The sequence below is a fragment of the Streptomyces sp. NPDC057280 genome (assembly GCF_042668605.1).
Classification (GTDB): domain Bacteria; phylum Actinomycetota; class Actinomycetes; order Streptomycetales; family Streptomycetaceae; genus Streptomyces.
This window is the reverse complement of record NZ_JBHUYR010000001.1, coordinates 43257-56563: the sequence shown is the minus strand read 5'-3', so window position 1 is coordinate 56563 and position 13307 is coordinate 43257. Positions and strand designations below refer to the sequence as shown.

The 13307-nt window shown below is 67.3% G+C and carries 11 protein-coding genes and 4 pseudogenes; 7 read left to right on the top strand and 8 right to left on the bottom strand.

Translation table 11 applies throughout. From position 1 onward, the window contains the following. Window positions 1–76: 76 nt before the first annotated feature. On the bottom strand, window positions 77–1258 hold the full coding sequence (locus tag ACFUO4_RS00240; protein WP_383478002.1) for an epoxide hydrolase family protein: 1182 nt from the start codon (window positions 1256–1258) through the stop codon (window positions 77–79). Window positions 1259–1340: 82 nt separating this feature from the next. Between ACFUO4_RS00240 and ACFUO4_RS00235 the strand changes: the two genes are divergently transcribed. Together ACFUO4_RS00235 and ACFUO4_RS00230 are read left to right on the top strand one after the other, a co-directional pair. Then, window positions 1341–1919 carry a CGNR zinc finger domain-containing protein gene (locus ACFUO4_RS00235; protein WP_383477999.1) on the top strand — a complete coding sequence of 193 codons (579 nt, stop codon included), beginning with the start codon at window positions 1341–1343 and terminating at the stop codon, window positions 1917–1919. A 450-nt stretch (window positions 1920–2369) separates the two neighbouring features. Continuing rightward, window positions 2370–2996 (top strand): restriction endonuclease, encoded by a 627-nt coding sequence (locus ACFUO4_RS00230; protein WP_383477996.1) that lies wholly within the window; start codon window positions 2370–2372, stop codon window positions 2994–2996. A gap of 219 nt (window positions 2997–3215) precedes the next feature. Here ACFUO4_RS00230 and ACFUO4_RS00225 read toward each other — a convergent pair whose 3' ends face one another. Further along, on the bottom strand, window positions 3216–3419 hold the full coding sequence (locus tag ACFUO4_RS00225; RefSeq protein WP_383477993.1) for a hypothetical protein: 204 nt from the start codon (window positions 3417–3419) through the stop codon (window positions 3216–3218). A gap of 198 nt (window positions 3420–3617) precedes the next feature. On the opposite strand from ACFUO4_RS00225, the gene ACFUO4_RS00220 reads away from it, so the two are divergent. Beyond that, on the top strand, window positions 3618–4469 hold the full coding sequence (locus tag ACFUO4_RS00220) for a hypothetical protein (protein WP_383477990.1): 852 nt from the start codon (window positions 3618–3620) through the stop codon (window positions 4467–4469). Between the two features lie 268 nt (window positions 4470–4737). Here the strand turns inward: ACFUO4_RS00220 and ACFUO4_RS00215 are convergent. Beyond that, window positions 4738–5230 (bottom strand): annotated as a pseudogene (locus ACFUO4_RS00215) (nucleotidyltransferase domain-containing protein). Next, window positions 5230–5634 (bottom strand): helix-turn-helix domain-containing protein, encoded by a 405-nt coding sequence (locus ACFUO4_RS00210; RefSeq protein ID WP_067253666.1) that lies wholly within the window; start codon window positions 5632–5634, stop codon window positions 5230–5232. Before ACFUO4_RS00210 ends, ACFUO4_RS00215 begins: the two are co-directional and overlap by 1 nt. A 144-nt stretch (window positions 5635–5778) precedes the next feature. Between ACFUO4_RS00210 and ACFUO4_RS00205 the strand changes: the two genes are divergently transcribed. Then, window positions 5779–6651: an SDR family oxidoreductase gene (locus tag ACFUO4_RS00205; RefSeq protein WP_383477987.1), complete on the top strand. Its 873-nt coding sequence runs from the start codon at window positions 5779–5781 to the stop codon at window positions 6649–6651. Between the two features lie 38 nt (window positions 6652–6689). Here ACFUO4_RS00205 and ACFUO4_RS00200 read toward each other — a convergent pair. Beyond that, window positions 6690–6857: pseudogene (locus ACFUO4_RS00200) on the bottom strand (IS630 family transposase); the annotation flags it as partial. 65 nt (window positions 6858–6922) lie between these two features. Continuing rightward, window positions 6923–7018: pseudogene (locus ACFUO4_RS00195) on the bottom strand (winged helix-turn-helix domain-containing protein); the annotation flags it as partial. A gap of 123 nt (window positions 7019–7141) precedes the next feature. Here ACFUO4_RS00195 and ACFUO4_RS00190 point away from each other — a divergent pair. Continuing rightward, window positions 7142–7933, top strand: a complete 792-nt coding sequence (locus tag ACFUO4_RS00190; RefSeq protein ID WP_383477984.1) for a DUF4239 domain-containing protein — start codon at window positions 7142–7144, stop codon at window positions 7931–7933. A gap of 297 nt (window positions 7934–8230) precedes the next feature. Next, a pseudogene (locus ACFUO4_RS00185) lies at window positions 8231–8382 on the top strand (GntR family transcriptional regulator); the annotation flags it as partial. A gap of 133 nt (window positions 8383–8515) precedes the next feature. Here the strand turns inward: ACFUO4_RS00185 and ACFUO4_RS00180 are convergent. Beyond that, window positions 8516–9364, bottom strand: coding sequence for a thermonuclease family protein (locus tag ACFUO4_RS00180; protein WP_383477981.1), 849 nt, complete (start codon window positions 9362–9364; stop codon window positions 8516–8518). 340 nt (window positions 9365–9704) lie between these two features. Next, window positions 9705–11720, bottom strand: a complete 2016-nt coding sequence (locus ACFUO4_RS00175; RefSeq protein ID WP_383477979.1) for a glycosyl hydrolase — start codon at window positions 11718–11720, stop codon at window positions 9705–9707. Between the two features lie 758 nt (window positions 11721–12478). Between ACFUO4_RS00175 and ACFUO4_RS00170 the strand changes: the two genes are divergently transcribed. Next, a complete protein-coding gene (locus tag ACFUO4_RS00170) occupies window positions 12479–13234 on the top strand; it encodes a class I SAM-dependent methyltransferase (protein WP_383482172.1) in 756 nt (251 codons plus the stop codon). Window positions 13235–13307: the final 73 nt, after the last annotated feature.

The window sequence follows — 13307 nt, the reverse complement described above, 5'->3', positions numbered from 1 at the left end:
AGGGGCGCGGGGCGTTGCCGCGGTGTCATATGTGCCCGCCCGGGGGCGTCTGACGGCACGTCGGACACGGTGAGGTTCATACGTCATGCGGGGCAGCGGCCAGCACTGCCGCGAGGCCCTCTTGAAGGTCCTTGACGAAGTAGTCGGGAACCTCCAGTGACGGGAAGTGTCCCCCGAATTCGGGCGACCTCCATCGGACGATCTGCCGGTACCGCTCCTGTGCCCAGGGGCGCGGGCACTTCTCGACGTCGCGGGGATACATGGTGATTGCTGTCGGGACGTCGACCCGAAGTTCGGGGTCGAGTGAGAGGTGGCTTTCGTAGTAGATCCGGGCTGCCGATGCACCGGTGCGTGTCAGCCAGTACAGCGTGACGTTGTCGAGAATGCGGTCCCTGGAGATCGTTTCGAACGGGCTGTCTTCGGTGTCCGACCACTCGGCGAACTTGTCGAGGATCCAGGCAAGAAGCCCGACCGGTGAGTCGACGAGCGAGTACCCGATGGTCTGCGGCCGGGTCGCCTGCTGTTTCGCGTACGCCGCGCGGTGGTGCCAGAAATCGTGGGTCTCCTCGGCCCACTGACGCTCGACCGCCGTCAGCCCGTCCGTCGTCAACCCGGGCGGTCCGTCGGCGAACGTGGTGTGGATGCCGCGAACGTGCGCCGGGAACCGGCCGCCGAGGACCGTGGTGACATTGCCTCCCCAGTCTCCGCCGTGGGCCACGAACTCGCTGTAGCCGAGCCTTCCCATCAGCTCCACCCATGCGGCCGCGATCTTTTCGGTTCCCCACCCGGTGGTGGCGGGCTTGTCGCTGTATCCAAAGCCTGGCAGGGAAGGGATCACGACGTGGAACGCCGGCGCGTCTGCTTCTTTCGGATCGGTCAGTTCGTCCACCGCGTCGATGAACCGAGCAATGCTGTCCGGCCAGCCGTGCGTCAGGATCAGAGGAGTGGCGTCTGCACGCGTGGAGCGGCGGTGCAGGAAGTGGATTCCGAGGCCATCGATGGTCGTGCGGAACTGGCCGATTCCGTTGAGGCGCGCTTCGAACGACCGCCAGTCGTACCCGGTGCGCCAGTAGTTCACGACCTCGACGAGGTCGGCGAGCGGAACGCCCTGCAGCCATCGGCGCGGACCGGGCGCGGCGCCAGAGACCGTCTCGGCTTCCGGTAGTCGCGCCGCGGCCAGACGTGCGCGCAGTTCGTCGAGGTCGGCGTCAGGTGTGTGGGCTTCAAATGCTTGCACGTCGCTGGGCAGACGGGGCATGAGATCTCCTCACCATCGCGGAACCAGCTAAGACGGTTCTAACAGCTCTCCGAGCCACTCTACAACCGGCTAAGGTGGTTCCATGCGTGCTCGATTCCCTGACTTCCGCCTCGGCAACGTGCTGGCGACCAGCTTCACGGGGACCCTGTCCGAGCGTCACGGCAACGCGGTCGAGCGCATTCCCACGCCGCACCGACTCGTTGACTGGCTGGCGGTCAACGGCCTCGCCGTCGACTCCTGCACCCCTGCCCAGCTCGACCTGGCTCGGGAACTGAGGGAGTCGATCCACGCCGCCGCGACAGCGGCCGCACTCCAGGCCGCCCTCCCTGCCTCCGCTGTCCAGATCATCAATGACTGCAGCGCTCAAGGGCGGCCCGCAGCGATCCTGACGCCCGAGGGCAAGCGGCAATGGCGGCTCAGCTCGGCGTCCTCCGTGGAAGATGCCCTCAGCGTGATCGCCGCCGACGCGATCAGCGTCATCGCAGGCGAACGAGACGGAAGACTGGCCTTGTGCGCATCTCCAACCTGCCAAGCCGCCTTCCTCGACACCAGCCAGAGTCGCACCCGCAAATGGTGCGACATGAACACGTGCGGGAACCGTCAGAAAAAGGCACGCTTCCATGCCAATCAGCGCGCAACCCTGGGATCAGTGAAGTCCTGAGGGGCGTTGAGCTTGATCTTCCTCGGTTCGTGATCACTCGATCGTGGGACTGATCGCCGTACAGACCAGCCGTTCTTGATGCGCGTGCAGGGGTGTGCCGTATCCGAGCGACTTACGGGAACGGCACGGACGTTGCTCGATCCAGCGCGTGGAGGGGGCGGGCCACGGTCATGGTCCGCTCCCGCGACATCCTGCCACCGCGATATCGGCGCCGCGAGCTCCGCGGCGGCGTCCTGCGGCCCCGGGGCGTGCGGTGACCCGGGTTCTGCGCCACGGCCCGGTGGCCGGCTAGGAAGGCGTGCACCGCCAGTTGTGGGCCCTACCGGTCCGTTCCCTTCGGTGGGTGCCGGATGGCGTTGGCGTGGGGGATGTTGAGACGTTGCGGGCATGGTGTCCCTCTGCGGTCGTGCAGTCGATAGCATCCTCATCTCGCACATCACAGGGGGCTTCATGGGCGTGCCTGTACGCCGTACCGCGCAACCGTCCGCGCCATTAGGCGGGGGCGGCTGTCTGTTCGCGGCTGCCGCCGCGCTCCTAACTCCGGCGCTGCTGCTGATGTGGGCTGACGGGAACGGCGTCGGTGCCCTTTTCCTGCTCCTGCTTCTTGCCGGTGCGGGCATCGCGCTCGGCAAGCGCCGGGCGCGCCAGGCCGCGGAGTTGCGGCACATCCGCATGCTGCAGTCCACCGAAGTGGCGCGCTACCACGCCATGAGTCCGCGCGATTTCGAGCACGCGATTGCATTCCTGTGCGAGCGCGATGGGTGCCTTGACGTCCGGGTTGCAGGAGGCGCCGGTGACCTCGGCGCCGACGTCCTCGCCACGGCTGTCGACGGGCGACGCATCGTCATCCAGTGCAAGCGGTACGGCCCCACCACGAAGGTCGGCAGCCCCGATCTGCAGCGGTTCGGGGGCACTTGCTACAGCGTTCACGGCGCCCACGTCGCCGTGGTCGTCACGACCTCGGTCTTCACCAAGCCGGCTGCGCAGTATGCGGTCACCAACAACATTCGGCTGGTCGACGCGGCCGCACTCGCCGCCTGGGCAACCCACACCGGGCCGGCTCCCTGGATGATGTGACCCCTTCCGGCGCCCGTCTGCTGCGGTAGAGGGCGGTGGGAACGGGGGCAATAGGCATGGCGGAACGGCCTGGGGGCGGCCCTGCGAGGTGGGGGTGAGGCGGCGTCTTTTCGAGCTAGGGCTAGCTCTACGCGCGCGGGGCGGGGCGAAGGACAGAGGCACCGGTTCGGGCGGGGTTGGCGCTCGGCCCGAACCGGGTCTGTCCATCGGCCTGATGGTTCAGCGTTCTCGGTCGTGCGGTGGGCGTTCCCGGAATCTCCAGGTGGTGAACAGACCCATCCCGGTAACGCTGATGGTGGAGAGGGCGGTCGCGCCTGCCAGTGCATAGACCAGCAGGGACAGTCCTGTCAGGCCTGCAAGGGCGGCCAGGTCCAGCAGCCTGCCGCGTGCGGGGCGTGGTTCCGTGGGCTCGTTTTCGTCCATGCCGGCAGTTCAGCAGCCGGGGGAGCGGGTGGCGAGGAAAGGGAATTCGGGAGAACGAACCCGAACACGGCGCCCGCGACGCCGAACATGAGCGAATTCTGGCGAACAACGCAGGCGGTTCCGGGTTGTTCAGGAGAGTTCGGCGCACCGATGGCACACGCGCTTTAGCATGACTGCCACGTGGTGTGAGGGGGACTGTTGGCTATTCCGATCTCTGGCCCGACGGAATCGGCGGAAGAGGCGTACCAGGCAGAGCAGGCCGCTTTTGCCCGGGATCTGAAAGACCTGCAGCTGTCCTGCGACATCACCTACCGCCAGATCGGGGATCGCTCGCCGATCGTGTTGTCGCCTTCCGGGATCGCCGAGACCCTGCGTGGGAGGCGGCTGCCCAGCCGGGACTTCCTGAACGCCCTCGTCCGGGTCTTGTACGAAGTGCAGGACGAAAAGCCGGTCAGCCGTGAGGACCCCCGCCTGCGGCGATGGGAGGAACGGCGCACACGGGTGCTGCTGTTACGGGACAGAGCCCGGCAGTCGGGCGCGAGCGACCCCGACACAGGGCCGGGAGACTCGTTCCCCACGGACACCGGGTACGTTCCACCGCCGGACGGCGCGACGCTGCTGGAACTGGAATCCGCCAAGTCGGATCTGCGGGACATCCTGAACAACCTGCAAGAACACGAACAGCGAGTGCGTACCGAGTTCCGCCAAGTCCTCGATGAGCAAGCTCGCGTGGCAGCGGAACTGAGCCGGCTCACCTCGCTCCTCGAACAGGAACGGGGCGACAAGGAGCGACTCGAACGCGAGGTCGCCTCGCTGAAGCGGCAGCGCGCGGCACTGAGTAAACAACTCACCGACCTGCGGGCCCAGTTCGCGGAGATAGACGCGGATAAGGTCGCTCTGCTCAAGGAGGAGAGCGACCTCAACGACCGGCGCGCCGTGCTCAACTTCGACTGGGCCCGCTACGAGGAATTGCTCCGTCACCGGGCGAACGCCGAAGTGAGTCGGCTGCGCGAACAGCTGGACAGGATGCGCTCAGACCCACCCGCTTGAATCTCGACACCGCACCGCCAGTACGCGTCCTCCTGATCGATGACGCGGAGCCGCACGAACCGGGCGAGGGTGGTCGGCTTGCGCTTCTCGGTGAACCGCAGCACTCCTGCCGACGCGGCCTCGACCGACGGGACCAGTTCCTGCTCCTGGCCGTCCTCCTTTGGCGATGCCGATGACCAGTGACACCGCATGCCGATGAGTTCTGGCGTCGGCTCATGCTTCGTGAGCGCGAGGACGTCGGGGAGTTCTGAACACCGCTGCGACGCGGTCAAAAGTGCGTGGCGATGCCGAAGGCACGGCGAAGTTGTGCCATGTCGTGCCGGTCGCGTTCCGTTGGTTCATATCCCTGATGGAAGTAGACCTGCTGCTCGGCGGACAAGCACGGGACGGGCCTGCCCTGGATGGTGCCCGTAACGAAGCAGGAGGAGGGATAGGCGAACAGACGATGCGGTTCGGGTGATGCCTGCACTGCTGAGCCGTCATCGCTGAAGACCAGCGGATGAAGGTCGATCTCCCGGCCGTCCGGAGCCTGCACGACGAATCGGATGGGCCTGCAGTTCAGGCTCTCCACGAAACCAGCTTCCGAGAGGGCTGCCAGCACGGCGGCCTCCTGGTCCTGTCGGTGCATCAAGTTCAGGTCGCGATGGTCTCGGGTCTGCTCGCCGATCAGAGCGTCGATCCCCCCACCCACCTCCGACCCAGACGTCGGCCTCCGTCCGCTGCAACAGGGCCAGGACGAACAACACGTCATCCGCTGTCATCACCTGGTGCGCTCAGTGCGGTCGTCGTACTCTTCGCGGGCGGTGATGACTTCTTCGATGTGCAGCACGGACCACTCCGTGAGCGCCTTCAGCGGTTCCCGTAGCGTCTGGCCGAGCGCGGTCAGCTCATACTCCACGTGCGGCGGCACCTCTGGGTAGACGGTCCGGCTGACCAGCCCGTCGCGTTCGAGGGTGCGCAGCGTCTGGGTGAGCATCTTCTCGCTCACGCCCGCCAGCGCCTGCCGGAGATGACCGAACCGGGAGGTCCCGTTCCGGCCGAGTTCACCCAGCACGAGGACCGCCCACTTGCTGCCGATCTGGTCGAGCAGGTCCCGCGACGGGCAGCCACGCTCGTACGGATCGAATGACGGCATGGGCCCGGTCACATTCTCAACAGCAGCCATACGGCTCACCTCAATGCTTTCGCTGCGGTAAGTACCCTACCAAGAAGTGGCTACTCCCCAACAGAGAGTGTCCAGGTCATTCTGTGTTTCATCCCGCGGCGGACGGACCGCGGCAGGCGTGCGAGGCACGCGCGGAAGGAAGGAATGACCATCATGTCGATCGTCGTCACCGGAGCCACCGGCCAGCTGGGCAGGCTCACCGTCGAGGCACTGCTGCGGCGCGGGATCCCGGCCGCGGACATCATCGCGACCGGCCGGGACATCGCCGGGATCAAGGATTTGGCCGACCGAGGCATCACGGTACGCCGCGCCGACTTCGCGGACACCGACAGCCTGGCCGAGGCATTCACGGGGGCGGACAGGCTGCTGCTGATCTCGGCATCGGTCCCCGTGGGCGAGCGGGTCGCCAACCACCGCCGCGTGATCGACGCCGCGGCGTCCGCGGGCGTGTCGCTGGTGGCGTACACGAGCACGACGCACGCGGACACCGCCACCACCGTCATCGGTGCCACGCACGGCGAGACCGAGGCGTATCTGCGGGACCGCGGAATCCCCAGCGTGCTGCTGCGCAACGGCTGGTACCTGGAGAACTACACCAGCCAACTGCCGCAGATCCTGCAGAACGGCGCGGTCGTCGGCGCCGCAGGCGAGGGGCGGATCAGTGCCGCGTCCCGCGCCGACTACGCCGAGGCCGCAGCGGTCGTCCTCACCACTGAAGGCCACACCGGCGCCGTGTACGAACTCGGCGGCGACGAATCCTTCACCCTGACCGAGCTCGCCGCCGCGATATCCGCTGCTGCCGGAAAGCAGGTTACCTACGCTGACCTCCCGGTCGCCGACTTCGCCCAGGTACTGGCCTCCGCAGGCCTGCCCGCCGAGCTGGCGGAGGTCCTGGCTGACGCTGACCGCGGTATGAACCGCGGCGAGATGTACACCGACTCTGGCGACTTGCGCCGCCTGATCGGCCGCCCGCCCGTGACCCTGGCCGAGGCACTCGCGGCCGCCCTGCATGACTGAGGTTGAACTCGTGATGTGACCGGGTGGCTCAGGTGGGTCTCACGACGGCCGTCGTCACGGCGGGGCCGGTAGATGAGCCTGGGGCGGCGACCGGATTTGTAGCAGGTCAGCGCGGCGATGGAGATCTGTGTGCGGGAGCGGCCGCGGACCCGCACCACCGGGGTCCGGCCGCGCTGTGACCAGTACTTCGCGTGCGGCGGCGTCATGGACAATCCGGCTTCGTCCCCGAAGACGAGCCAGGCTCCACGGGCCGCCGCGAGTCTTCCACTCACGGCCACACCTCCTTGACCCACCCGGCCACCACCCCGTCGTCCCGCTCCATGGCCCGTCGGGCCGGGACCTGCCAGGACCAGCCGTTACGCGCCAGCGCCCAGCTCTGACGCCTCCCGGTATCGGGCTCACTCGGCGGGGTGAACTTCTCGGCCTACGCGCGTAGTTGCTTTCATGCATGCGGTTTTGAGCTGCTGCGCCGGGCCTAGACTCCGCGCTCATGTCACTGTGGCTGCTCAACCATTTCAGTACCTTCACGCTGGCCGTCATCACCGTCGGCGGGACGGTCGTGCTGGCCGTCGCCGGCAGTGTGCTGTTGCGGCGCAGATATCCCTCGCTGGCCCAAGGGGAACACAACGACATGGTCGGTGTGACGCTCGGGATGTTCGGCGCGATCTACGGCATCATCCTCGCGTTCGTGATCGTCACCCTGTGGACTCAGGTGGAGGAGACTCAGACCATCGTCGCCTCGGAGGCCACCGACACGGCGCTCATCGCCCGCGACGCCGCGGCGTTCCCGCCGCCGGTGCACGCCCGCCTCGACTCCGCCCTGAGCGGCTACGTCCACGCGGTCGTCGAGGACCAGTGGCCCCGCATGCGCGAGGGGAACCCCAGCTACGCGGCGACCGAGACCCACCTGCGGGCCGCCTACCAGGCACTCCAGGCGTACGACCCGAAGGACGAACGGGAGCAGGTCTTCTACGAACAGGCCGTCGGTCACCTCGACGACGTGGCCACGCAGCGACGTGCCCGTATCACCATGGCTCGCCAGGAACTGCCCGCACTGCTGCAGGTGTTGGCGTTCGGCGGCGCACTCGTCCTGATCCCGCTGACCTTTCTCTACGGTCTGCGCAAACGGCGGGTCCAGATGCTGTTCGTCGCCTCGGTCGCCGCGCTCGTCGGGTTCAGCCTGCTCCTGGTCGTCGTCCTGGACCGCCCCTTCGCCGGCGACCTCGACGTCAGCCCGACCCCGTACCGTGAGGGTGCGCTCGCCCAGTACTGGGTGAAGTGACGTGGTGACGGGGCGGGACGGTGGTCGGTGGGGTCTGTCGGGGAGCGGACAGCAGCGTGTCGGCGGTGCGGCTTCCTGTCTGTGTTGGCGGGCTGGTCATCCGTGCCTCTCATGACAGGGTGCGGAGTTGGGGGGTGGGGACGCGGCAAGATATCTCCAGTCCCGAGCTGGGCGCCGGGGCCTGTACGACCCACCCCCCATGGCCGCGAGTCCCTCACGATCTCCGTCCGGCCCATCACCTCGCACCGTATCCCGGACCACTGACAACGCGGCCGGTCCGAGGCTGAACGCAATGGAGTGCTGCCGCAGGGCTGGCAATTCCCGGTTGAGCCGGCCGCCCAGCTGGGCCTGTCCCGCACCCTTGCCAGGGAGGCGGTGGCAGCGTGGGCCGTCGCCGGGTCCTGGGGGTCCGGCGGGGCGAGGGCACCCGTGTCATCAGCCTTCAGCCGCCGGGCCGCGTCGGTGTCCTTGGCGTCGTGCAGGTAGGCGGGCATGGATGCCATGGATGACGCGGTCGTCGAGTGTCCGGCCCGCCCGAAGAGCACCCGGCTGCGACCGTCAGACTGCCCTCTGGTCGGCCTTCTACTTCTCGTCGAAGAGCAGGTCGTCGGCCGGGTGCGTCATGCGCAGGACGTTGCCGCTGGTGACCTCGACGAGAGTGTGCATTCCGGTGAAGCGCTCACCGGTGGACAGCACCGTCACGAGGTCCTCCTTGCCGGCGAGATAGGCGGGGAAGCAGGTGAGCGCCATGTTGAGCTTCAGGTAGTCCACCAGCCGCCGGAACAGCTTGGGCAGGATGACGGCGTCGTCGGTGATCGAGGACGGGCCGGTGATCTCCACTCCGGACGTGGTCTCGTCGTCCGGCCACAGTCCCTTGCCTGCCGCCCGGGCCTGTCGGGCCACCTGGGTCAGTTCGTCGCGCAGGTCCTTGAACAGGCTCCGGTAGAAGGTGGGATACACCAGCCCCGCCGACGCCAGGTGATGGTTGGCCGTCTTCTTCAGCTCGGTCACGCCGACGCTGATGTCCGTCCCGCTCGTTCCGGGAGGGGAGCCCCGGCCGACGAGGGCGATGACACGGCCGAACACGTCGGCCCCTCGGGTGAGGATGTAGCCGGGTGTGCTGACGGGCGTCGAGGCGGTGACGGACTCGTCCGCGTCACGCTGCACGTCGGTGAAGCCGAGCCACTTGAGGAGTTCCTTCGCGGCGGCGTGTCCGTGCTGAAGTGGCTGGTGAGCCCCGTGGTAGTGGGTTTCGAGGGCGTCGATGCCCTCCAGTCGGAGCTTGGCGTGGCCGGTGCCGGTGAGCTGCACGGGGTTCTTGCCGCCGACGAGTGACCAGTCGTCCACGTTGTCGGCGAGGAAGTGGACGGTGTCTCCGTCGGGTTGGGTGTCCTTGAGATGGAACGAGCCTTGGATCAGGAGCATGGGCATGGCGACTCCAGGAGGGGGACGTCGAGGGGGGGTGAGTCCTGTCCCTGGGGTGCTCGGACGACAGGTGAACAGGCGGTCGGTCACCCAGTCCTGGACGCTAGTGGCGGCCACTGGCATATGCATTTTTTACCGGCAAATGGGTTACCTGCCTGCCTAGCGGATGCCGACCGTAGCGGCCCGGGCCCAGAACTGCAGTTGTGGTGGTCACGGGCGCCCCGCGCATGCAGGCGGGCTTCGTCTCGGTCCGCGCGGGAGCGTGATCGCGCTGTAGGGGGAGTCAGGCGGCGGCAACCCCGCGCCGGGTGTGCTGTTCGGCACGGGGTTGCCGCGTGGCGGTGTGTCAATCGGCTCTGATGTCGTCCACGTATACGGTGCCCTTGGTCGCCGCGCCGCTCCCATGGACGAGGTACAGGTTGAACGCCGTCACCTCGGCGAGGTGAGCCGCGTCGAGCACGGCTCCGGCGTGTGAGGTGTCCCAGGGAGCGGGCGTGAACTCGCTGAAGGGTGCCCTGACTTCCTGCCCGCTCGTGTCGGACAGCGGCACCTGGTACCAGAAATCGATTCCGCCGGCCACGATCTGGAGCGCCCCGGCGTTTGCGGAGCCGTCGCCTTGCAGCCACAGCGCGAGGGACGTGAAGGCGGACCAGTCCGCGTCGACCGGCTTGCCTGTGCCGGTGTACTCGGCGCCGGTGAAGTCGTACGCGTAGGCCAGTCCGTACGAGCCCGAGGACTTGTGGTCGGCCGACAGGCTGAGGGTGTGGGAGTTGACGTGGGTGTACGCCTCGTTCAGGGCGACATCGTCTCCGGAGTATCCCTCGAAGTCGTCGACCCAGCCGGCAGGCAGCGGTGGGACTTCGGAGAGGAGGACCACGGCCGAGTCGGTGAGCGTCGTGCCGTCCACCCGTGCGCTCACGGTGAGGGTCACCGAGCGGTTGTTCCGCGTGGCGGGGTCGATCGACCAGTCGCCCGAGTAGAAGCCGTCGGCGTCGAGGCGCAGCCGTCTGGCGCGTCCGCCGTTCACGCGGTAGGTGATCCGGGCCGCCCTCGCGGGCGTGACGCGTACCCGGACGGTGGTCTTGGAGCCGGCTACGCGCTGTCGGTCCGTAGGGGTCACGAGGTGCAGGAACGGGGCGTTTTTGACGGCGGTGGTGCGAGCGGAGTACACCCCCCGGAGGTCGGCGGCGAACAGGGTGTAGGGGTCCTGGTGGTAGGCGACGAAGTCCGGCAGCTGAACGTGGCCCGGGTAGGGGACATAAGCACGCTTGGCGCCTCCGAAGTTGGCCCAGGTGAGCATGTACGTCATCTGACGGGCCAGCGGGTCCGCCTTGACGGCCTGCATCAGCTGGGTGAACCACTGGAGGTTGCGGACGTCGGTGCCGCCTTCCCCGAACTCGGTGAAGGCCGGTACCTTGCCTCGTTCGTTCGCCAGCCGGACCACCATCGCCAGGTCCTTCACCAGACCGTCGAGCCAGGGGGTCGGTCCGGCGTTCTCGTCGTAGGAGTCGTAGCCGAGGATGTCGACGAAACGGTCGCCGGGGTACGTCTTCAGGTAGCCGGTCGGGTCGCCTGCGAAACTCGAGTTGGGGGAGTAGGCGTAGAGCAGGTTGTGGACGCCCCTGGTGTCGCGCAGGTACTCGACGGTGTAGCGGAACAGCTCGATGAACTCGCCCGAGGTGGCGTGGCCGGCGCCCCACCAGAACCAGGCTGCGTTGTTCTCGTGGAAGGGGCGGAAGACGACCGGGATCGCGGTGCCGTCCGGCCGCCGCGCGCCCTTGACCGCCTTCGCGATGCGGTCGAGGAAGGTGTTGAAGTCCGCATGCTTCGCGCCGCCGGGAAGGATCTGGCTGACCACTCGGCCCGTTGTGTCATAGAAGTTGTTGCCGGTGACGAAGTTCGGCAGGTGAGCGCTGAGGGTGTTGATGCCGCCGCGTGCGTCTCCCTGCCGGATGCAGCGGCTGAGCGCGGCGATGTTCTCGGCTTCGGTCCCACCGTGGGTGCCGGGGCGTTCGTCGCCGTCGAGGATGAGGGTGTCCCAGCCGAAGACCGCGGGGTAGTCGCCCACCGCCGCTTCGGTGTCGGAAGCTTTGCCGTCGGGCGTGGTGAAGGTGAAGCCATAGGTGAGGTCGTGCTGGTGACCGAACAGGATGCCTTTGCCCTGTTGCCGCTTGAGGTACGCGAACATCGCGCGGGTGGCGGGGGTCGCCTGGTCGTCGACGATCCGGACCGGCGTCGGTGCGCCGGTGAGTGCGGTGGGGGAGGCCGTCGCGGCGGCCGCCGATGTCAGGGTGCCGGATGCCGCGGCGACCGTGGCGCCGAGGAGGATGAACGTGCGACGGTTCAGGGGAGAGCTGGGCATGTATGTCTCCGTTTGAGGTGGCGATCTCTCGCCAAGAGGACGTTGCGCCCGAGAGGGCTCGGAGGGCACGGCCTGAGGGGGCGTGTGCCGCCCCCGTCGGCGGCGGCAGGCGTGGTCGGGCACGGCAGCGGGTCGCCGTAGCCGTGTGCCCGGGCCGGGGCGCTCAGGTAGCGGTGGACAGGCGGGTGCTCGGCCTGCCTGAAGGTCACTTGTGGGGGTCCTTCCCGTGACGCGGTCGGCTGCAGGGGGGAGGGGATCCTGGTCAGGGACATCCGCAGGGCACGACACGCGTGTGCTTCAAGTGGCGCTATTCGACTAGAGGTTGAGCGAAAAAGAAAGAGTCTGGCTGGTCTTGGTCAAGTCGCCTCAGGTGGAGAGTCATTGACGTTTGACCTCCTCGTTCACTGTCGTCCATTCGCCCGGAAGCGAACAAAGGTGGTGTTGTGCCCGCGAAGGTTGGCGACAGCGATCACTGACCTGTGCACTGGACTGGTCGCTGAGTCCTGCGCGAGGTGCTCGACAGCGCCGCCCGTTTCGCGACCACGCACCGGAACCTGGCCGCCGAGCCCGGCGCCGCGCTCACGGAGGACGCCTCCCCGCGCCGGGAGCGGGGTCGCCGACTCGCGCCGAAGTTCTCAATGGCAACCACGAACACCGTCAGAGCCATCCTTGCGAAAAACGATTGGTGTCCCGGCTGGGTCCGCTGATGGACTGGCGTCGTCCTACCGTGAGTCTGCCGCGTGACGGGGGTAGTGGTTGTGGCGGGTTATGACGTGCTTGCTGACGTGTACGAATGGCTCATCTCGGACGCAAAGTTGCCTCCAGCGGAGTTCGTTGCGTCGTTCGACGACGTCCTCAGTCTCCTGCCGTCGAACGCTCACGTCCTCGACTGTTCCTGTGGAACCGGTCAGTTGGCGGTGGGTCTCGTCGGGCGTGGCATGCAGGTGGTCGCAACTGACGCCAGCGAGGCGATGGTTCGCCGGACTGCACAGTTGTCCGAGGAGTTCGGGGCATCCGTCCGGGCCGTAAGGGCGAACTGGGATGAGTTGCCCGACCATTTCCCGGACAACACGTTCGACATGGTGTTCTGCGTCGGCAACTCGCTTGCCCATGCCGTGGGCGCGACAGGCAGGGGCGCTGCTCTGGAGTCGATGTCACGGCTCCTGCGCCCCGGCGGGCGCTTGGTGCTCACATCCCGCACGTGGGAACGCGTGAGGGCCAGGGGTTCCCGGCTGGACATCGGTGACCGACTCGTCCGCCGGAACGGTCGCGATGCCGTCGTGGTCTACCGCTGGGAGATTGCGCCGCAGTGGGAGGAGGAGCACCACATCGAGATCGCGATCGCACAAGTTGACGCGACCGGGTTGGTGCATGTCCGTTCGGAACTGCTGTCGTGCTGGCCCTATCGGTATGAGGAACTCGAAGTCGAGCTGGACCGGGTCGGACTCCAGACGGAACGGAGCACGTTCGATCTTGAGGCCGAGAACTACATGGTGGTCGCGAGAAAGGTATGAACATCGGCCTCTCTGAACGGATCCAGCTCTGGGTGAGGCACGTGGAGGCGACGCGAGGCCGACCGGTGCAATG